Origin of the sequence: Microbacterium sp. NPDC059771 (genome assembly GCF_042732495.1) — a bacterium.
Classification (GTDB): domain Bacteria; phylum Actinomycetota; class Actinomycetes; order Actinomycetales; family Microbacteriaceae; genus Microbacterium; species Microbacterium sufflavum.
Map to the genome: position 1 here is coordinate 19,504 of NZ_JBHWHK010000002.1, position 19,158 is coordinate 38,661.

Here is a 19,158-nt window from a genome sequence, read left to right on the forward strand (position 1 = left end):
TCAATTCGCTCGAGGAAGAACGCCATGACGGGTTTCGACGCCGACACTATCGTCACCGGCGCGCGCGTCGTGACCATGGACCCCCGCCGCCCGGAGGCCTCGGCGTTCGCCGTGCGCGACGGCCGCTTCCTCGCGGTGGGTGACGACGCGCTCGTGCGGGAACTGCGCGGCCCGCGCACCGTCGTCCACGACCTCGCGGGAGCCGCGGTCACCCCGGGGCTCATCGACGCCCACCTCCATCCGCTGCAGGGGCTCGAGCTCACCGCCGGGGTCGACCTCGGCGGCATCACCACCGGCACCGGCTTCCTGGCGGCTCTGCGCGCCGAGGCCGACCGCGCGCTGCGCGACGACCGCGACCCCTGGGTGCGCGGCTGGAACCTCGACTACGACGTCTTCCACGAGCTCCCCATGACCGCCGATGCGATCGACGACGCCGTGCGCGGGCTCCCCGCCCTGTTCATCGTGTTCGACGGGCACACCGCCCTCGCCAGTCACGAGGGTCTCCGCCGCGCCGGCATCACCGGGCCCCGCGAGACCGACGACTCCTCGTGCATCGTCGTCGACGGCGACGGGCGGCCGACCGGGGAGCTGCGCGAGCTCGCGGCGTACGAGCCCGTGCGCCTCGCCGCCCCCGCCCTCGACCGCACGCAGACCCTCGCGGCGGGCCACGAGCTGCTGCGCGGACTGCGGGACTCCGGCCTCACGGGCGGCACCATCATGGACGGCGGCTTCGCCACGCTCGACCTGCTCGACGGTCTCGAGCACGGCCCGGGTCTGCCCCTCCGCATCGTGTCTGCGATCGACCACGAGCCCGGGTTCGACGCCGACCGCACGGCGGAGAACCTGCGGATGCGCGACCGCCGCGGCGAGCGGTGGCGCGGCGGGGTCGTGAAGCTGTACGCCGACGGGGTCGTCGAGACGGGCACCGCGTGGCTGTACGAGCCCGATACGGCCGGCGGCGGCACGGAGCCCTTCTGGAAGGACGCCGCCGCCTACGCCCGCACCGTGCGGCGCTACGCCGACGCCGGCTTCCAGGTCGCGACCCACGCGATCGGCGACCGCGCGGTCGGCGAGGTCGTCGACGCCTACCTCGCCGCGGGCGCGCGCTGCGCCACCGGAGCCCCGCACCGCATCGAGCACCTGGAGACCACGACCGACCGCGACGTCGCCCGCATCGCCGCCGCCGGCATCACCGCATCGATGCAGCCGCTGCACCTGCAGTGGCGCAAGGCCGACGCCTCCGACGACTGGTCGCGGCGCCTCGGCCCCGCCCGGGCCGCCCGGGCCTGGCGCGTGCGCGACTACTGGGACGCGGGTGCCCCGGTCGCCCTCGGGTCGGACTGGCCCATCGCGCAGAACGACGCCCGGATCGGCCTCGCGTGGGCCATGCTGCGCCGCCGCCCCGGCGACCGCGACGCCCCGGTGTTCGAGCCCCACCAGGTGCTCACCCCCTTCCAGGCGCTGCACGGCTACACCGTGGGCGCTGCGCGGGCGCAGGGCGACGGCGACCTCGGTCGCATCGCCCCCGGCTACCGCGCCGACTACGCCGTGTGGGCGGAGAACCCGCTGCACGTCGCACCCGACGACCTCCCCGACCTGCCCGTACAGCGGACGGTCGTCGGCGGCGTCGAGCCCTGACCCCCGGCTCGACCACCCCCTCCCTTTCCTTTCACACCGAGGTGAACCCCATGCCCGAATTCGGCGCCCTCGCGCTCCTGCCCATCGCGGTGATCCTCGTGGTCGCCGTCGCCACCCGCCGCACCCTCTTCGCGCTCCTCTGCGGCACCGTCGCCGGAGCTCTGATCCTCGGCGGCTGGGGCGGCTTCGACGTCTGGGTCGAGTACACCGGCAAGGCCCTGTCGAACGAGACGGCGCAGTGGCTGCTGCTGATCGTCGCCCTGTTCGGCATCCTGATGATGCTGTTCGAGAAGTCGGGCATCGTCACCGACTTCGCCCGCTGGGTCGAGCGGTTCGTGACCTCGCGGCGCAAGTCGACCCTGCTCACGTTCCTGCTCTCGATCGTGCTGTTCGTCGACGACTACCTCAACGTGCTCACCACCGGCACGTCGATGAAGCAGGTGACCGACCGCTACCGGGTTCCCCGCACCCAGCTCGGCGCGATCATGAAGATGACCGCTGCCCCGATCGCCGTGCTCGTCCCCGTGTCGACGTGGGCACTGTTCTTCTCGGGCCTGTTCGAGGCGCAGGGGGTCACCGTCGGCGGCAGCGGCTTCGGGGCCTACCTGCAGTCCATCCCGTTCATCTTCTTCGGCTGGGCGGCCATCGCGGTGGCGCTGCTGATGAGCATCGGCTGGCTGCCGAAGCTCGGCCTGATCAAGAAAGACGCGCTGCGCGCCGAGCGCGACGGCGACGTCTTCCCGCTCGGCACGACAGACGCCGAACGCCGGGCCGAGGGCGCGGCGCTGCTCTCCGAGCTCCGCGCGGACGACGCGGACGGTTCGACCGCGCAGCGCGTCGCCGTGGCGCTCGAGACGACCACGGACACCGCGCGCAAGCCGCAGCCGTGGTCGTTCCTGATCGCGATGGCCGTGCTGGTCGGCGTCACGATCGCGACGGACGCCAACGTGGTCGCCGGTACCGCGGCGGCCCTCGCGGTCACGGTCGTGCTGGTGCTCGTGCAGCGTCGGCTCTCGGTGCGCGGCGTGCTGGACGCGGCGCTCGAGGGCATCGAGAGCATGCTCTTCGTGATGGTGCTCACCGTGCTCGCGTTCATGGTGCAGGAGATGAACATCGCCCTGCAGCTCGCCGAGTTCGTGATCCAGGTGACCGAGCCCGTGCTCACCCCCGCCCTGCTGCCGGCGATCGTGTTCGCGGTGTGCGGCGTCTACGCCTACGCGACCGGGTCGTTCTGGGACCTCGCGGCCGTCATCACCCCGGTCGTGCTGCCGCTGGCGCTCGCCCTCGGTGCCGACCCGATCCTGGCCGGTGCCGCGGTGTTCTCGGGCGCCGCGCTCGGCAGCACCACGTGTCTGTACGGCGACGGCATCATCCTGGCCTCGCGTTCGATCGGCATCAAGCCGATCAACCTCATGCTGGCGATCCTGCCCTACGCGGGGATCGCGGCCGGGCTCTCGCTCGTGCTCTATCTGGTGACGGGGTTCGTCGCGGCCTGAGTCACGGATTCGCGACGGCGACCAGCAGGCCGAAGGCCACCTGCCCCGCGAAGAACACCACGAGGAAGCCGAGGAGGGCGGCGGCGAGCGACAGGCGCCCGTCGAAGCCCTCCACCTCGGCGATCCCGACCTTGCGCGCGCGGAAGGCGAGCACGAGCGTGGCGATGCCGAGGGCGAGCTGCAGCCACGGTCCGAGCGGGCCGACGACCTTCGGGAACGCGATCAGCACGGCCCCGATCACCCCGGTCGCGATTCCGATCCAGGTGAGGATGCGGACGGTGCGGCGGGCGTTCTCGGCGGGCATGGTGTCGAGCCTATCCGGGCTCATGCCCCCGTCAGGACCAGCCAGAGCAGCGCGGCGTTGAGGGCGATGAGCAGCACCGAGGCGACGACGCCGGCGATGGTGGTCCACGCGCGGTTGGCCCACACCCCGAGCGTGCGCCGCTGCGCGGTCAGCGCCACCAGCGGGATGAGCGCGAACGGGATGCCGAACGACAGCACGACCTGGCTCAGCACGAGCGCGAGGGTGGGGTCGACGCCGAGTCCGAGGATCGCGAGGGCGGGGATGAGGGTCACCAGCCGCCGTGCGAGCAGCGGGATGCGCACGTGCAGCAGCCCGTGCATGATCTCGGCGCCCGCGTAGGCGCCGACCGAGGTGGACGCCAGGCCGGAGGCGAGCAGCCCCACCGCGAAGAACGTGGCGACGACGGGACCGAGACCGGCGGCCAGGGCGGCGTGCGCGCCCTCCAGGGAGTCGGTGCCCTCGACCCCGGCGAGGTTCGCCGCGGCCAGCAGGAGGATGCCGAGGTTGACCGACCCCGCGATGACCATCGCGATCGACACGTCCCAGCGCGTGGCGGTGAGCAGGCGGCGGATCCGGGAGGCCTCGGTCCGCGTGGCCTCCTCGTGGGGCAGACCCGCGCTCCCGAAGCGGTCGCGGGCGAGCGAGGAGTGCGCATAGATCGCGTGCGGCATGATCGTGGCGCCGAGGATGGAGGCCGCGAGCAGCACCGAGCCGGTGCCCTCGAAGCGGGGCACGAGTCCGCCGATGACACCCGCGGGGTCGGGCGGGGCGAGGAACAGGCCGGCCAGGAAGCCGACCGTGATGACGAGCATCAGTCCGATGATCACGAACTCGAAGGGGCGGGCGCCGCGGCGGCTCTGCACGGTGAGCAGGATCATCGACACGGCCCCGGTGATGAGGCCGCCGAGGAGCAGCGGCACGTCGAACAGCAGGTACAGCGCGACGGCGCCGCCGATCACCTCGGCGAGGTCGGTCGCCATGGCCACCAGTTCGGCCTGGAGCCAGTACGCGCGTCGCGCCCATGGGTGCTTCAGGCGTGCACCGAGGACCTCCGGCAGGCTCTGCCCCGTGACCACGCCGAGCTTGGCGGAGAGGTACTGGATGAGCCAGGCCATGACGTTTCCCGCGATGACCACCCACACCAGGAGGTAGCCGTACTGCGCGCCGGCGGTCATGTTGCTGGCGACGTTGCCCGGGTCGAGATACGCGACACCGGCCACGAGGGCGGGGCCGAGCAGCCACAGGCTGCGCGGGGCGGTGGCGGCGGTCGGGGTCACGGGGGCGACGAGATTTTTCGGCACACCGAAACCTTAGCGTATTTTTCGGCTTGCCTAAATATCCGGATCTGGGCCACCTCGGTGACGACGATCGCTCCGCCGAGACAGGCGGCAGTGGGGCGGCGATAGCCTGGCGGGATGGATGCACGCACGCCCGAGAGCCCGGCGACGGACGACCCCGCGGCCCCGGTCCCGGACGGCGCGGGCGGGTCCCTCGCCCAGCCCGGCTACGGCGTCGGCCCGTGGCCGGGAGGACGGGACGCCTGGCCCGAGGGGGAGCAGTACGACCCGGAGCTGCTCGCCAACGGCGACACCCGCAACGTGATCGACCGCTACCGCTACTGGCGGATGGAGCGGATCGTGGCCGACCTGGACACGCGGCGGCACCCGTTCCACGTCGCGATCGAGAACTGGCAGCACGACATGAACATCGGTTCGATCGTGCGCAGCGCCAACGCATTCCTCGCCGACACCGTGCACATCATCGGGCGCCGCCGCTGGAACAAGCGTGGTGCCATGGTCACCGACCGCTACCAGCACGTCGTGCATCACGAGGACGTGCCGTCGTTCGCCGCCTGGGCTGCGGCGGAGGGGCTGCCCGTGATCGCGGTCGACAACGTCGAGGGCGCCGTCCCCGTCGACCGGGCAGACCTGCCGCGTGCGTGCGTGCTGCTGTTCGGGCAGGAGGGTCCGGGGCTCTCGGACGAGGCGCTCGCCGCGGCCTCCGCGCACGTGGAGATCACGCAGTACGGCTCGACCCGCTCCATCAACGCCAGCGCCGCGGCCGCCGTGATCATGTACGAGTGGTGTCGCCGCCACGCCGCGGACTGAGGCGCGCGTGTTCGGCCCGCCGCGCCGCGACGGTCAGGCGGCGGCGGAGAGCCAGCGTCCCGACCGCACCCGCCAGCCGAGCGTGCCGAGCCGCGCGAGCAGGTATACGCCGAAGAAGGCCACCGCGAGCCAGATCAGGCCAGCCGCGCCATCCACTCCCGTCGCCGCGATGATCCACAGCACGGGCAGGAACGGCACCAGGTTCAGGCCGCCCGCGATCGCGAGGTAGCGCGCATCGTTCGCGCCCATCAGCACACCGTCGAGCACGAACACGACACCGGCGATCGGCTGGGCGACCGCGAGCACCAGCAGCGCCGGCTGCACGAGTGCCGCGACGTGCGGGTCGCCCGTGAACACGATCCCGAGCACGCCCGACAGTGCGGCGATCACAGCGCCGACCGCCACGCCGAACCACGCGCCCCAGGCGACCGTCCGGCCGAGGACGCGCTGCACCTGCTGCTCGTCTCCGGCGCCCAGCTCCTTGCCGATCAGCGCCTGCGCGGCGATGGCCAGGGCGTCGAGGGCGAAGGCGGCCGCGGAGAAGATGGTGAACACGATCTGCCACCCGGCGAGCTCGTCGGTGCCGACCCCGGTCGCGACCGCCACGGTCGCCAGCAGCGCCACGCGGAGGCTGACCGTGCGCAGGAACAGCCATCCGCCCGAGGTGGCGGTGTTGCGCAGGCCGTCGCGCTGCGCCCGGAGCGAGGCGCTGTGGCGGGAGGCGAGCCGCTGCACCACCAGCACGTACGCGGCGACCATGCCCCACTGCGCGGCGACCGTGCCGGCCGCGGATCCGGCGATGCCCCAGCCGAAGCCGTAGATGAAGAGCCAGTTGAGCAGCGCGTTGGCACCGAAGCCGAGGCCGGCGATCCAGAGCGGGGTCATCGTGTCCTGCATGCCGCGCAGCAGCCCGGTCGCCGCGAAGACGATGAGCATCGCCGGCAGCCCCCACATCGAGATCACCAGGTACTCGTCGGCCTGGGCGGCCACGGCCTCGCTCGCGCCGAACAGCGACACGAGCCATGGCGACGACACCGCACCGATCACGGCCAGCACGGCCCCGAGGCCCAGGGCCAGCCACATGCCGTTGATCCCGACCGACACGGCCTCGCCCGGCTGCCCCGCGCCGAAGCGCCGCGCGACCGCCGGGGTGGTCGAGTACGCGAGGAACACCATCAGGCCCACGATGGTCTGCAGCACGGCGCCGGCGATGCCGAGCCCCGCGAGCGGCGTGGTGCCGAGGTGGCCGACGAGCGCGGCGTCGACGATGAGGAACGCCGGCTCGGCGATCAGCGCACCGAGTGCCGGAACCGCCAGTCGCAGGATCTCTCGGTTGAGGGAGGTGCGCGCGGCCATCCTCCGAGCCTATGACCTCGCGCCGACACCCGTGCCGTGCCCCCGGACCGCACGTAGGCTGGAGGAGAGCAGGATGCGGCGGAGGTGCATCATGTCCGATCCCCGAGACGAGGCGGCGCGGTACCTCGCGCGCCGCCGGTCGCAGGGCGACGGTGCCGACGACGAGGCGACCGTCTCCTCGACGCCTGGTGCGGCGGCGGCCGTGGATCGGGCGGCGTTCATCGAGAGCGCGATCCAGGTGGCGATCCGCCGCGGCGACTTCGACGACCTCCCCGGTGCCGGCAAGCCCATCGAGGGGCTCGGCACCCACCACGACCCTGACTGGTGGATCCGGCGCAAGATCGAGACCGAGAACCTCACCGGGCTCGGGCCGCCCGCGCTGCTGCTGCGCACGGAGGACCGCGAGCTCGACGGACAGCTCGACCTCCTCGGACGAGAGTCCGACGTGCGGGCGGTGCTCGAGGACTTCAACCGCCGCGTGATCGAGGCCCGGCGGCAGCTGCAGGGCGGCCCGCCCGTGGTCACGGCGCCGCGGGACGTGGAGGCCGAGGTCGCCGCGTGGCGCGAGCGCCGCTCCGCCCGCGGGGTCGCATCGTCGGCAGAGGCCGCCGCCGCGCGTCCGCGTCGCCGGCTGTTCGGGCGACGGCCGCGCTGATCCGTGTCGGGGCGTGTCCGCCCTCGACACCGTGGGGGACCCCCGTCATAGGCTGGAGCGCATGACCGACGCGCTTCCCGTGGGCCTCGCCCTCGACGAGTTCAGCCCCGACATCCGCCCGCAGGACGACCTGTACCGTCACGTGAACGGCGCCTGGATCTCCCGCACCGAGATCCCCGGCGACAAGGCGCGCTGGGGCTCCTTCCACCTGCTGGCCGAGCAGGCGGAGAAAGACGTCCGCACGATCATCGAGGAGTCGCAGGACGCCGAAGAGGGCACGCTCGCCCGCAAGATCGGCGACCTGTTCGCGAGCTTCATGGACACCGACCGCATCGCGGCCGCCGGGGTCGCGCCGCTCGCGGAGACCCTCGCCGAGATCGACGCGATCGCCGACATCCCCGGCTTCCTGCGCACCGTGGGGGCGTACGACCGTGACGGGCGCGCCGCGGTGATCGGCCTCTACGTCGACGGCGACCCGGGAGACCCGGAGCGCTACATCCCGGTGCTCGTGCAGGCCGGGCTGTCGCTGCCGGACGAGAGCTACTTCCGCCTCGACACCTTCGCCGACACGCGCGCCGCGTACCGCGCCCACCTCGAGCGCCTGCTGTCCCTGGCGGGCATCGCCGACGCCGCGGACCAGGCCGAACGCTCCATCGCCCTGGAGACCGAGCTCGCGGGCCACCACTGGGACAACGTGCGCAGCCGCGACGCGGTCGCCACCTACAACCTCAAGACCTGGGACGAGCTGCAGGAGCTCGCGGGCGTCGACCTCGCACCGTGGCGCGAGGCCGTCACGCTGTCGAACCCCTCCGCGTTCGACGAGGTGGTCGTGTCGCAGCCCAGCTTCTTCGAGGGGCTGGGTGCGCTGCTCACCGCCGAGCGCCTCGACGACTGGAAGGCCTGGCTGCGCGCCAAGGTCGTGCACGCCGCCGCGCCCTACCTGACCGACGACCTGGTGCTGGAGAACTTCTCGTTCTACGGCACCGAGCTCACCGGCGTCCCCACGATCCGGGAGCGCTGGAAGCGCGGCGTCTCGGTCACCGAGGGCGCGCTCGGCGAGGCGATCGGCAAGGTGTACGTCGAGCGGCACTACCCGCCGACGGCGAAGGCCGCGATGGACGAGCTCGTCGGCAACCTCATCGAGGCGTACCGGCAGAGCATCGAGACGCTGGAGTGGATGACGGCGGAGACCCGGCAGCGTGCGCTCGCCAAGCTCGACGCGTTCACGCCCAAGATCGGCCACCCCGAGGTGTGGCGCGACTACTCCAGCCTCGTGATCGACCGCGAGGATCTGCTCGGCAACGTGCGTCGCGCGGCGACCTTCGAGCACGACCGCAACATCGACAAGGTCGGCAGGCCCATCGACCGCACCGAGTGGCACATGCCGCCGCAGATGGTCAACGCGTACTACAACCCGTCGATGAACGAGATCGTCTTCCCCGCCGCGATCCTGCAGTATCCGTTCTTCGACGCGGGTCGCGACGCGGCCGCGAACTACGGCGGCATCGGCGCGGTCATCGGACACGAGATCGGTCACGGCTTCGACGACCAGGGCAGCCGCTACGACGGCGACGGACGTCTGCAGGACTGGTGGACCGACGCCGACCGTGCCGCGTTCGAGGAGCGCACCAAGGCGCTGATCGCCCAGTACGACGAGCTCGTCCCGGAGGGGCTGGACGCGGAGCATCACGTGAACGGCGCCCTCACGATCGGCGAGAACATCGGCGACCTCGGCGGTCTGGGCATCGCGCTCCAGGCGTACGACCTGTCGCTGGGTGGGCAGGAGGCGCCGGTCATCGACGGCTACACGGGCGTGCAGCGGCTGCTGCTGTCGTGGGCGCAGGTCTGGCAGCAGAAGAGCCGGGAGGCGGAGACGCTGCGGCTGCTCACGATCGACCCGCACTCGCCCAACGAGTTCCGCTGCAACCAGATCGTGCGCAACATCGACGCGTTCTACGAGGCCTTCGACGTGACGCCGGACGATGCCCTGTGGCTGCCCGAGGCGTCGCGGGTGACCATCTGGTGACCATTCTCCTCAGGCTGTGAGGTGTCCCCCGGCGGTGGGGTTACGATAGCCCTGCCGCTGGGGAGCGACTCCCTTGGCATGCCGATCAGCCCCCTCCCGAAGGATCACGCGTGGCCGCACTCGAGCCTGGCGACGGGTTCCGGAACTCCCCGGTCCCCGAGTCGATGGGAGGCGCGTCCGCGTCATCGAGCGGGCGTCGTTCGCAGCAGCGCACGAGTCGTCGTCTGCCCCGTCGGGCCGCCCTCGGCCGCCGATCGTTCACGGCCACGCTCAAGGCTCTTGAGGGCCTGGCCGATGCGGGCGCCCAGGTGTCGGTGCACGTGGTCGACCTCGACTCGCACGTGCATGTCCTGGCGGGCGACGACCACGTCACCATGCCCGTCGGCGGGCTCGGGGTCGTCCCGCTGCTGATCGAGGTCGCGGCGGCGTTCGAGTCCGGAGCGCTCGACCCGCTCGAGATCGTGGAGCGCGCGAGCGTCGACGCGGTCGAGTCGTCCGGGTTGTGGCGGCACCTGCGGGCTCCCGCGCTGCCCTTGGAGGATCTGGCGGTGCTGGCCGCGACCGCGGGCGACCCCATCGCGGTCAACATCCTGTTGGAGAAGGTCGGGCACGACCGGGTGCGCGAGCGCATCGAGGGGCTCGGCCTGCGCCGCACCGCGCTGCTCGACCGGTTCCGCGACCGCCGTGGCCCCGACGACGCGCCGCAGGTGGCGGTGGGGTCAGCGCGCGAGTTCGCCGGGCTGTTCTCCGCGCTCGTCAACTCCCAGGTGGTCGATGCCGCGGTGAGCGCGCAGGTGGCCGAGTGGCTGAGCCTCAACCAGGACCTGAGTCTGGTGGCCTCCGCGACCGGGCTCGACCCGTTCGCGCACGACCACGACGCGCACGGGCTGCTGTTCGTGAACAAGACCGGCCGCGACCGCGGTGTCCGTGCCGAGGCGGGCGTGCTGGCGGGACCGCGCGCGGGCGTGGGCTACGCGCTCATCGTGTGCTTCGACGACCTGTCGATCACGCACCGCCTGCGTGCGCACGACGCGTTCCGTGTGCTGGGCGTCGAGCTCATGGAGTACACCCACTGAGGCGACCGGCAGGGCAGCTCTCGACGAACCAGCCACTCATGTCCTCCGAAAGGTGGACAGACATGTGACGCATGACATGTAACACTCTACAGGTCCACTGCGCTCACCCTTCGTCCAAACTCGATGCGGGTGCGCCCGAAGAGTTCAAGGAGATCAGCATGCGCTCAACGGATTTCGGGGTCCCGGGATCGAGCGGGAAGGTCGACCAATGAGGCGGGGTTTGCAGATGTTCCTCGGCGCTGCCGTCGTACCTTGCACGGCACTCGCGACGGTGTCGCCCGCCAGCGCGCGAGAAGACGTGGCGGCGACGCCGAAAACGAGCGGTAGCGTCGCAGGTGCCCCTCCCGCAGGAGCGGTGGGCGGGGACGCATCGATCAATGCGCTTGTATCGCGGATCAATCAACTCGTGGCCGCCTACGACCACGACGCGCACCGGTTTGATCTCGCTGCAGTGCCGAGCGAGGTCTTGAACAGCGACGAAGGGCAGGCGTTCCTCGCGGTTGTGTCTCTGGGAGAGGCTGGCGCAAGCCCCGCCGAACTGAGTGAGGCATTTGCAGAGTTGCGCGACGGACTTCGAGAAACGAACGCACCCTCGTCGGTGGAGATCGATCGCAATGGCGTCGTCTCCACCTATGAGCTCGCGCCCGGGATGACCATCGTCTTTCCGACGGCTCTGGCCGCGGGAAGTGCGGTCCGCGGCCTCATGAGGGCGGCGGTGGTTGGCGGTGCTGACCCCTGGCCGTACATTCAGCTCACGAATGCCGAGCAACAGGCAATGGTGACCGGCGCATCTGGTGCGTTGGTCGCAGCGATCTGTGCGCTGCTCGCGCCGACCACCGCCGGTGTCGGTTGCGGCGTCGGTGCCGCTGTGATCGCAATGATCGTGGGAATCATCGTCGCCAATGGGGTATGCCCGTACAACCGACAGATGAGGATCTATCCGCTGGTCGGGCCGACTGGATTCAGTTGCCAGCGATGAAACGGAGACGAATGAGGCCGGCGCTGTTCGCGACACTTGTCATCGCACCGATCGTCGTCCTTCAGGGATTCTTCGTTGCGGTAGGGCTCTGGGCTGCATCGATCGAGTTGCTGTCCGTGCTCGCAATCGATGCCGGATTCTGGGTTGTGACCTACGTCCTCTGGTCTCAATCGGGTCGCATTCGCCATTGATCCGGCCCGCCCGCAGCGCACAGACTGGAGAGGCTCGCGCACGACGCGTTCCGCGTGCTGGGCGTCGAGCTCATGGAGTACACCCACTGACGCGTCGCGCCGAGGGCGTCACTCGGGCAGCGACGGATGCTGCTCGGCGGCGCGGCGCCGCGGGATGAACAGCGACAGCACGACCGCGAGCACCCCGGCCGCGATCGCGAGCCAGAAGCACACCTCGAACGCGCTGCGCGTAGGGACGGCCACCCCGTCGACGTCGATGCTCATGGCGGCGAGGACGCCGCCCATCACGGCCGAGGCGGTCGAGGTGCCCACCGAGCGGAACAGCGCGTTGAGCCCGTTCGAGGCGCCGGTCTCGTTCGCCGGCACCGAGCGCATGATGATCATCGGCATCGCGGCGAACGTGAACCCGATGCCGATGCCGATGAAGATGTTCGCGACGAACACGTGCCACACGGCCGTGGACCACAGCAGCACGAACACGTAGGCGAGCACGATCGCGATCGCGCCCACGGTGAAGAGGGGGCGCGGTCCGACGGTGCGCTCCAGCCAGCCGGACAGCGGGGAGATCACCATCATCACCAGGCCGGCCGGCATGATCACGAGCGAGGCCGCGACCATGTCGAGCCCGAAGCCGCCGCCGACCACCGGCATCTCCAGCATCTGCGGGAACGTGACGTTCGACGCGAACAGGGCGAAGCCCATCCCGATCGCGGCGATGTTGGTGAACAGCACGGCGGGCCGCGCGGCCACGCGCAGGTCGAGCAGCGGATCCCTCGTCCTGAGCTGGTACCAGCCCCACACCAGCAGCACGGCGACGCCGCCGATCACGCACGCGAGGGTCACGGGCGACGTCCAGCCCCACTCGGCGCCGCGCGACACGAAGAGCAGCAGCCCGGTGAGGCCGATCGCGAGGCCGACGGCGCCGAGCACGTCGAGCCGACCGGGGGAGCGGAGCACGTCTTCCGGCACGACCGCGAGCACGAGCGCGAGTCCGGCGACGCCGAGCGCTGCGGCGAGCCAGAAGAGCATGTGCCAGTCGGCGTTCTCGGCGAGCAGGGCAGCCACGGGCATGCCGATCGCGCCGCCGACGCCCATGGTCGCGCTCATGAGGGCGACCGCGGTGCCCAGGCGCTCGGGCGGGAGCACGTCGCGCATGATCGCGATGCCCAGCGGCACCACGCCCGTCACGGCACCCTGCAGGGCGCGGCCGATGATCACGCCGACGATCGAGCCGGACACGGCGGCGATCACGGAGCCGAGGATCAGGATCGCGAGCAGCACGATGACCACGCGGCGCTTGCCGTACATGTCGCCGAGGCGGCCCGAGATCGGGGTGGCGACGGCGGCGACGAGCAGCGTGATCGTGACGACCCACGTGGTGTCTTCGCGCGAGGCGTTCAGCAGCTGCGGCAGCTCGGCCTGCAGCGGCACGACGAGCGTGAACATGAACGACGAACACAGGCCCGCGAAGGCCAGCACCGCGATGATCGCCCACCGGGGCGGGGTGCGGGAGAGGCGCTTCCTGGCTCTGTCGTCGCTCGCACCCACCGGCCCAGGCTATCGGCCCGTGCGCGGTGCGGGGCCGTTCGGCCGTGGCTAGCATGTGGTCATGGTCACGAGCAGCGTCGCTCCGGACGATCCCGCCGCCCACCGCGGCATCTCCCGGCGTACCCAGTCCGACATCTATCGCGCCGGGATCAGCGGCACCCGACCGGCCGTCCCGGTCGCTCCGGCCACGCTGGAGGAGGCGGCGCGGAAGACGCTGAGCGCCGAGGCCTTCGCGTACATCGCCGGGGGTGCGGGAGCGGAGCACACGGTGACGGCGAACCGGGCGGCGTTCGATCGGTGGCAGGTCTGGCCGCGGCCGCTGCGCGACGTCAGCGAACGCGACCTCGGCGTCGAGTTCCTCGGGACACGACGGACGAGCCCGCTGATCCTCGCGCCGCTCGGGGTCATGGAGCTCGCGCACCCCGACGCCGACCGTGCGGTCGCCCGCGCCGCCGCCTCCCTCGGCGTCCCGTACACGCTGTCGAACCAGGCGTCGCTCCCGATGGAGCACGTGGCGGCCGCCGCGCCATCCGGGTCACGGCTGTTCCAGCTGTACTGGTCGTCGTCGAACGACCTGAACCGTTCCCTGCTCGCCCGCGCCGCGGCGTCCGGCTGCGAGGCGATCGTCGTCACGCTCGACACGCACCTGCTGGGGTGGCGCACCCGGGACCTCGACCTCGCCTACCTGCCGTTCACCCGGGGCCTGGGCATCGCGCAGTACACCAGCGATCCCGTGTTCCGCGAGCTCGTGCGACAGCGGGCGGCCGCCCCGAAGAGCGACGCCTCCGCGGTGAAGGTCACCCCGACGGCAGTCGCCGCCGCGCTCAGCATCGCCAGGAAGGGCGCGGCCCTCACCGAGGGCGGACGCCTGCGCGACAACCTGCGCTCGCCGTTGCCGCGGGCGGCCGTCGAGACGTTCCTCGACGTGTTCTCCACCCCCGCGCTCACGTGGGACGACCTCGCGAAGGCGCGCGAGTGGACCACGCTGCCGATCATCCTCAAGGGCATCGTGCACCCGGACGATGCGCAGCGCGCGCTGGACGCGGGCGTGGACGGCATCTGGATCTCCAACCACGGCGGACGCCAGATCGACCGGTCCGTGCCCACCCTCGACGTGCTGCCGACGATCGCGGAGCGGGTGGCCGGGCGGGTGCCGATCGTGTTCGACTCCGGGGTGCGCGGCGGCGCCGATGTCGCGATCGCCCTCGCGCTCGGTGCCACGGTGGTCGCGCTCGGCCGGCCGTACGCGTACGGCCTCGGGATCGCGGGCGAGCAGGGGGTGCGCGAGGTGGTGCGGAACGTGCTCGCCGAGCTCGACATCACCCTCGGCCTCGCCGGGCTGACCGCGGTCGCGCAGCTCGACCGCGATGCCCTGCGCGCCGTGTGACCGGGTGGACAGTGCCGTGGTTGCATGAACGGATGAGCGACGACGCCCCACCCACGCAGCACCCGGCCGATTCCCCGTTCCACCGCCGGCTGCCGATCGGAGAGGTGCTCGACGCCTCGGCGATCGCCGACGGTCTGCCGTGGGCCTTCGAGACGGTGACGATGCGACCGCTCGAGCCGATGCTGGTGCCGGAGGAGCCGAGGGCGGGGGAGCTCGACCCGCGCGAGTGCGGGCACTGCGGTCCGAGCCCGCACACGATCTGGCACGACGACCTCTGGCAGGTGCGCGCCGGCTGGGACGTCGGCGGCCTGCCGTTCATCGGCGGCGTCGCCCCGCGCGAGCACTGGCTGCTCGAGGACGCCCCGCATGACGTTCTCGCGGCGCTGGGCCCGCTGCTGCAGCGGGTGTCGCAGGCGGTGAAGAGCGTCCCCGGGGTCGCCCGCTGTCACTTCGGACGCTGGAACGATGGTTCCGCGCACTTCCACATGTGGGCGATGGGGCGCCCCGCCGGCATGATGCAGGGGCGCGGCGCGGTGCTCGCGTTCTGGGACGAGATCCTTCCCCCGCTGCCGCCCGAGATGGCGTCGGAGCACCTCCGCGTCGTCGCCGATGCGCTCGCCGCGGGCGGGGGAGAGGCGTTCCCGTACCGCTGAGGCCCGCCCGGGTTTCCGCGAACCCGCCGTGGAGGGGCAGACTGGAGCCGTGCGTACCATCCGTGACCTCGACACCGTTGAACTCATCCTCGACGCGCAGGGCCTGCTCGACTCCATCCGGGGTCCGCAGCGCGTGGTCGATGCCGGCACCCTCCGCGCCCTGCAGCAGTCGGGCAACTACGTCGTCGGGTTCTTCGACGGCGAGGGCGATGAGGAGCGCATGGTCGGTGCGTCCATCGCGTTCTTCGGCGAACCGGCCCGCCGGGCGATGCACTCGCACATCACGGCGCTGCTGCCGGAGTACCGCGGCCGCGGCTGGGGTCGCGAGCTGAAGGAGCACCAGCGGCAGTGGGCGTTCTCGCGCGACGTCGGCCGCATCACGTGGGTGTTCGACCCGCTCGTGGCCCGCAACGCGCACTTCTTCTTCTCGGTGCTCGGGGCCCGCGCCACCGGCTACTCCGTGAACCGCTACGGCATCTTCGGCGGCGGTGACGCGGGCGATGAGAGCGACCGGCTCGATGTCGAGTGGGCGCTGGCCGACATCGCCAAGCCCCCGGCCGATGGTGATGTCGTGGAGACCCTGGAGATCCCGGACGACATCGAGGCGATGCGGGTCTCCGACCCGGCGGCCGCGCACGAGTGGCGGCTGCGGCTGCGCGCGCAGATGGAGGGTCTGCTCGGCAGCGGGCTGCGGATCGCCGGTTTCGAGTCGGGGCGCGGCTACCTGTTCACCGCCTGAGCCCCTCGCCGGGTGACGGCGCGGCTCAGCGCACGCCGCGCATGAGGCGCAGCACCGGCTTCACGCTCAGCAGCATCCCGACGCCGACGAGGATCGCGATCCCGCCGAGGATCGAGAAGAACGGCACCTCGTTCTCGGGGTCGTAGAACTGCACGAGCCACCCGGCGATCGCCGTGCCCAGCGCCACCGACAGGAAGAACAGCGCCACCATCTGCGTGTGGAACACCGCGGGGGCGAGCTTGGTCGAGGCGGAGAGCCCGACGGGGGACAGCAGCAGCTCGGCGACCGTGAACACGAAGAGGATGCCGACGATCGCCAGCAGCGGCGTGGAGTTCTCGCCGCCCCCGGAGAACGGCAGGAACAGCAGGAACGCCGCGCCCATGATGATGGCGGCGAGCCCGAACTTCACCGGCGTCGACGGCTGCCGGGTGCCGAGCTTGGTCCAGATCGCGGCGAAGACGCCCGACAGGATGATGATGAACACCGGGTTGATGGACTGCACCCACGACACCGGCATCTCCCACCCGAACAGGTTCCGGTCCAGGCGCTTGTCGGAGTAGACGGTCAGCACGGTGAACTGCTGCTGGTACAACGACCAGAACGCCACGCTGGTGAGGAACAGCGGGACGAAGCTCCAGACGCGCGAGCGCTCGGTGGCGTCGATGCGGTGGCTGGACAGGATGACCGCGAAGTAGGCGATCGCCGCGACGATCGTGCCGATGATCACGATGAGTGCGAGGTTGTCGGCGTGGATCAGCCCGGTGAGCACGCACACGGCGATGACGAGCACGGCGCCGCCCGCGATGATCCCCACCAGCGGGTAGCGCGAGCGGGGCAGCGGGTTGGGCACCTCGCGCGCCGTGTCCGGGAGCCCGCGCCGTCCGAACGCGTACTGCACGAGGCCGAGCGTCATCCCGAGCGCGGCGAGTCCGAAGCCCCAGTGGAACCCGAGCGTGGACTGGAGCAGACCGGTGAGGATCGGCCCGAGGAAGGCGCCGAGGTTGATGCCCAGATAGAACAGCGAGAACCCGGCGTCGCGGCGCACGTCGTCCGGGGCGTAGAGGGTGCCGACGACCGCGGTCGCGTTGGCCTTGAGGCCGCCGGAGCCGAGCGCCACGAGCACGAGTCCGACCCCGACGCCCACGAAGCCCGGCAGCAGGGCGAGCGCGAGGTGCCCGGCGACGATCACCATCGCGCTCACGAACAGCACGCGCTCCGAGCCGAACAGCCGGTCGGCGAGCCAGGCGCCGAGGATCGTCGCGAGGTAGACCGAGCCGCCGTACGCGCCGAGGATCCCGCCGGCCGTGGCCTCGGGCAGACCGAGACCGCCCTGCGTGACCGAGTGGTAGAGGTAGATGAGCAGGATGCCCTGCATGCCATAGAAGCTGAAGCGCTCCCACATCTCGACGCCGAAGACGTGCACGAGGGGCCAGGGCTGCCCGAAGAAGCGGGTGTCCTCGTCGCGGGAAGCGGGCTGTCGCTCGGTGGTGCTCATGCGTGGGACGGTACTCTCCGGCGGCGACCGCGGCCAGGGGGCGCGCTGCGACCACCGATAGAATGGGGATGCCCGTGCTCACGGGCGTTCTCCGCATCCGACCATTGGAGCCACCGTGGCCGAACAGTCCCGTCTTGACAAGGTCATCGCCCTCGCCCGCCACCGCGGGTTCGTGTTCCAGGCGGGTGAGATCTACGGCGGTTCCCGGTCGGCCTGGGACTACGGACCCCTCGGCACCGAGCTCAAGGAGAACATCCGTCGCCAGTGGTGGCAGACGTTCGTGCGCGGCCGTGGCGACATGGTCGGCCTCGACTCCAGCATCATCCTGCCCAAGCGCGTGTGGGAGGCGTCGGGTCACGTCGCCACCTTCACCGACCCGCTGGTGGAGTGCCTGCAGTGCCACAAGCGCTTCCGCGCCGACAACCTGATCGAGGACTTCGAGGCGCGCAAGGGCCGCAAGGCCGAGAACGGTCTCGCCGACATCCCGTGCCCGAACTGCGGCACCAAGGGCCAGTACACCGAGCCCAAGGCGTTCTCCGGTCTGGTGAAGACGTACCTCGGCGTGGTCGATGACGAGTCCGGCCTGTACTACCTGCGTCCCGAGACCGCGCAGGGCATCTTCGTCAACTTCTCCAACGTGCTCACCGCGAGCCGCAAGAAGCCGCCGTTCGGCATCGGCCAGGTCGGCAAGGCGTTCCGCAACGAGATCACCCCCGGCAACTTCATCTTCCGTACGCGCGAGTTCGAGCAGATGGAGATCGAGTTCTTCACGCCGCCCGCCGAGGCCCCGCAGTGGTTCGACCACTGGGTCGAGGCGTGCTGGAACTGGTTCATCGACCTCGGCATCGACCCGGAGAACATGCGGCAGTTCGACGTGCCCGAGGAGGACCGCGCGCACTACTCCGCCGGCACGATCGACGTGGAGTACCGCTTCGGTTTCGCGGGCAAGGAGTGGGGCGAGCTCATGGGCGTCGCCAACCGCACCGACTACGACCTCTCCAGTCACAGCGAGGCGTCCGGCCAGAGCCTGACCTACTTCGACCAGGCGACGGGCGAGCGCTACACGCCGTACGTGATCGAGCCGTCGTTCGGCCTCACGCGAGCCATGATGGCGTTCCTCGTCGACGCGTATGTGGAGGAGCAGGTGCCCAACGCCAAGGGCGGCACCGACACCCGCACGGTGCTCAAGCTCGACCCGCGTCTGGCTCCCGTCAAGGCCGCGGTGCTGCCGCTCAGCCGCAACGAGAACCTGTCGCCGCTCGCGCGCGAGGTTGCCGACACCCTGCGCGGCTCGTGGGCCGTGGACTTCGACGACGCCGGCGCGATCGGTCGCCGCTACCGTCGTCAGGACGAGATCGGCACCCCGTTCTGCGTGACGGTCGACTTCGACTCGCTCGACGACCGGGCTGTCACGGTGCGCGACCGCGACACGATGGCGCAGGAGCGGGTGCCGATCGACGGCCTGCACGCGTACCTCGCGGAGCGCCTGCGCGGGGCCTGAGCTCCG

Annotated in this window: 16 protein-coding genes; 11 read left to right on the forward strand and 5 right to left on the reverse strand. The window is 71.2% G+C overall.

Annotation, left to right across the window (positions count from 1 at the left end):
- Positions 1-24 precede the first annotated feature (24 nt).
- Both ACFV3I_RS13850 and ACFV3I_RS13855 read left to right on the forward strand, forming a co-directional pair.
- The gene (locus ACFV3I_RS13850) at positions 25-1,638 is read left to right on the forward strand and encodes an amidohydrolase (protein WP_136030789.1); all 1,614 of its coding nucleotides are present in this window, start codon (positions 25-27) and stop codon (positions 1,636-1,638) included.
- A gap of 50 nt (positions 1,639-1,688) precedes the next feature.
- On the forward strand, positions 1,689-3,134 hold the full coding sequence (locus tag ACFV3I_RS13855; RefSeq protein ID WP_136030787.1) for a Na+/H+ antiporter NhaC family protein: 1,446 nt from the start codon (positions 1,689-1,691) through the stop codon (positions 3,132-3,134).
- A 1-nt stretch (position 3,135) separates the two neighbouring features.
- Here ACFV3I_RS13855 and ACFV3I_RS13860 read toward each other — a convergent pair whose 3' ends face one another.
- Together ACFV3I_RS13860 and ACFV3I_RS13865 are read right to left on the reverse strand one after the other, a co-directional pair.
- Positions 3,136-3,438, reverse strand: coding sequence for a hypothetical protein (locus ACFV3I_RS13860; RefSeq protein WP_136030785.1), 303 nt, complete (start codon positions 3,436-3,438; stop codon positions 3,136-3,138).
- Between the two features lie 20 nt (positions 3,439-3,458).
- The gene (locus ACFV3I_RS13865; protein WP_378823280.1) at positions 3,459-4,739 is read right to left on the reverse strand and encodes an Nramp family divalent metal transporter; all 1,281 of its coding nucleotides are present in this window, start codon (positions 4,737-4,739) and stop codon (positions 3,459-3,461) included.
- Positions 4,740-4,853: 114 nt separating this feature from the next.
- On the opposite strand from ACFV3I_RS13865, the gene ACFV3I_RS13870 reads away from it, so the two are divergent.
- Positions 4,854-5,546 carry a TrmH family RNA methyltransferase gene (locus ACFV3I_RS13870; protein ID WP_378823282.1) on the forward strand — a complete coding sequence of 231 codons (693 nt, stop codon included), beginning with the start codon at positions 4,854-4,856 and terminating at the stop codon, positions 5,544-5,546.
- A 33-nt stretch (positions 5,547-5,579) separates the two neighbouring features.
- Here the strand turns inward: ACFV3I_RS13870 and ACFV3I_RS13875 are convergent, their stop codons facing one another.
- Entirely contained in the window at positions 5,580-6,902 is a 1,323-nt protein-coding gene (locus tag ACFV3I_RS13875; protein WP_136045133.1) for an MATE family efflux transporter, read from the reverse strand.
- Between the two features lie 91 nt (positions 6,903-6,993).
- Between ACFV3I_RS13875 and ACFV3I_RS13880 the strand changes: the two genes are divergently transcribed.
- From ACFV3I_RS13880 to ACFV3I_RS13895, 4 genes are all read left to right on the forward strand, one after another.
- Positions 6,994-7,557 (forward strand): DUF1992 domain-containing protein, encoded by a 564-nt coding sequence (locus ACFV3I_RS13880; protein WP_378823284.1) that lies wholly within the window; start codon positions 6,994-6,996, stop codon positions 7,555-7,557.
- Positions 7,558-7,618: 61 nt separating this feature from the next.
- Positions 7,619-9,583, forward strand: a complete 1,965-nt coding sequence (locus ACFV3I_RS13885) for a M13 family metallopeptidase (RefSeq protein ID WP_378823286.1) — start codon at positions 7,619-7,621, stop codon at positions 9,581-9,583.
- 110 nt (positions 9,584-9,693) lie between these two features.
- Entirely contained in the window at positions 9,694-10,659 is a 966-nt protein-coding gene (locus ACFV3I_RS13890) for a serine hydrolase (RefSeq protein WP_136045959.1), read from the forward strand.
- Positions 10,660-11,065: 406 nt separating this feature from the next.
- Positions 11,066-11,638: a hypothetical protein gene (locus tag ACFV3I_RS13895; protein WP_378823288.1), complete on the forward strand. Its 573-nt coding sequence runs from the start codon at positions 11,066-11,068 to the stop codon at positions 11,636-11,638.
- 299 nt (positions 11,639-11,937) lie between these two features.
- On the opposite strand, the gene ACFV3I_RS13900 is transcribed toward ACFV3I_RS13895, so the two are convergent.
- Positions 11,938-13,377 (reverse strand): MFS transporter, encoded by a 1,440-nt coding sequence (locus ACFV3I_RS13900; protein ID WP_136030769.1) that lies wholly within the window; start codon positions 13,375-13,377, stop codon positions 11,938-11,940.
- 61 nt (positions 13,378-13,438) lie between these two features.
- On the opposite strand from ACFV3I_RS13900, the gene ACFV3I_RS13905 reads away from it, so the two are divergent.
- The 3 genes from ACFV3I_RS13905 to ACFV3I_RS13915 are packed head-to-tail and all read left to right on the forward strand — an operon-like array spanning position 13,439 to position 16,156.
- Positions 13,439-14,764: an alpha-hydroxy-acid oxidizing protein gene (locus ACFV3I_RS13905; protein WP_378823289.1), complete on the forward strand. Its 1,326-nt coding sequence runs from the start codon at positions 13,439-13,441 to the stop codon at positions 14,762-14,764.
- Between the two features lie 32 nt (positions 14,765-14,796).
- Positions 14,797-15,417, forward strand: a complete 621-nt coding sequence (locus tag ACFV3I_RS13910; protein WP_247637876.1) for a hypothetical protein — start codon at positions 14,797-14,799, stop codon at positions 15,415-15,417.
- 49 nt (positions 15,418-15,466) lie between these two features.
- Complete coding sequence (locus ACFV3I_RS13915) at positions 15,467-16,156, forward strand: GNAT family N-acetyltransferase (protein ID WP_136030761.1); 690 nt, start codon at positions 15,467-15,469, stop codon at positions 16,154-16,156.
- A 25-nt stretch (positions 16,157-16,181) separates the two neighbouring features.
- Here ACFV3I_RS13915 and ACFV3I_RS13920 read toward each other — a convergent pair whose 3' ends face one another.
- Positions 16,182-17,651 carry a peptide MFS transporter gene (locus ACFV3I_RS13920; protein WP_206252480.1) on the reverse strand — a complete coding sequence of 490 codons (1,470 nt, stop codon included), beginning with the start codon at positions 17,649-17,651 and terminating at the stop codon, positions 16,182-16,184.
- Positions 17,652-17,766: 115 nt separating this feature from the next.
- Between ACFV3I_RS13920 and ACFV3I_RS13925 the strand changes: the two genes are divergently transcribed.
- On the forward strand, positions 17,767-19,152 hold the full coding sequence (locus ACFV3I_RS13925; protein ID WP_136030756.1) for a glycine--tRNA ligase: 1,386 nt from the start codon (positions 17,767-17,769) through the stop codon (positions 19,150-19,152).
- Positions 19,153-19,158 lie beyond the last annotated feature (6 nt).

Coding starts and splice junctions, on each gene's coding strand:
- ACFV3I_RS13850 (WP_136030789.1), top strand. CDS start 25: ATGACGGGTTTCGACGCCGACACTATCGTCACCGGCGCGCGCGTCGTG.
- ACFV3I_RS13870 (WP_378823282.1), top strand. CDS start 4,854: ATGGATGCACGCACGCCCGAGAGCCCGGCGACGGACGACCCCGCGGCC.
- ACFV3I_RS13885 (WP_378823286.1), top strand. CDS start 7,619: ATGACCGACGCGCTTCCCGTGGGCCTCGCCCTCGACGAGTTCAGCCCC.
- ACFV3I_RS13875 (WP_136045133.1), bottom strand. CDS start 6,902: ATGGCCGCGCGCACCTCCCTCAACCGAGAGATCCTGCGACTGGCGGTT.
- ACFV3I_RS13860 (WP_136030785.1), bottom strand. CDS start 3,438: ATGCCCGCCGAGAACGCCCGCCGCACCGTCCGCATCCTCACCTGGATC.
- ACFV3I_RS13910 (WP_247637876.1), top strand. CDS start 14,797: ATGAGCGACGACGCCCCACCCACGCAGCACCCGGCCGATTCCCCGTTC.
- ACFV3I_RS13905 (WP_378823289.1), top strand. CDS start 13,439: ATGGTCACGAGCAGCGTCGCTCCGGACGATCCCGCCGCCCACCGCGGC.
- ACFV3I_RS13920 (WP_206252480.1), bottom strand. CDS start 17,651: ATGAGCACCACCGAGCGACAGCCCGCTTCCCGCGACGAGGACACCCGC.
- ACFV3I_RS13880 (WP_378823284.1), top strand. CDS start 6,994: ATGTCCGATCCCCGAGACGAGGCGGCGCGGTACCTCGCGCGCCGCCGG.
- ACFV3I_RS13855 (WP_136030787.1), top strand. CDS start 1,689: ATGCCCGAATTCGGCGCCCTCGCGCTCCTGCCCATCGCGGTGATCCTC.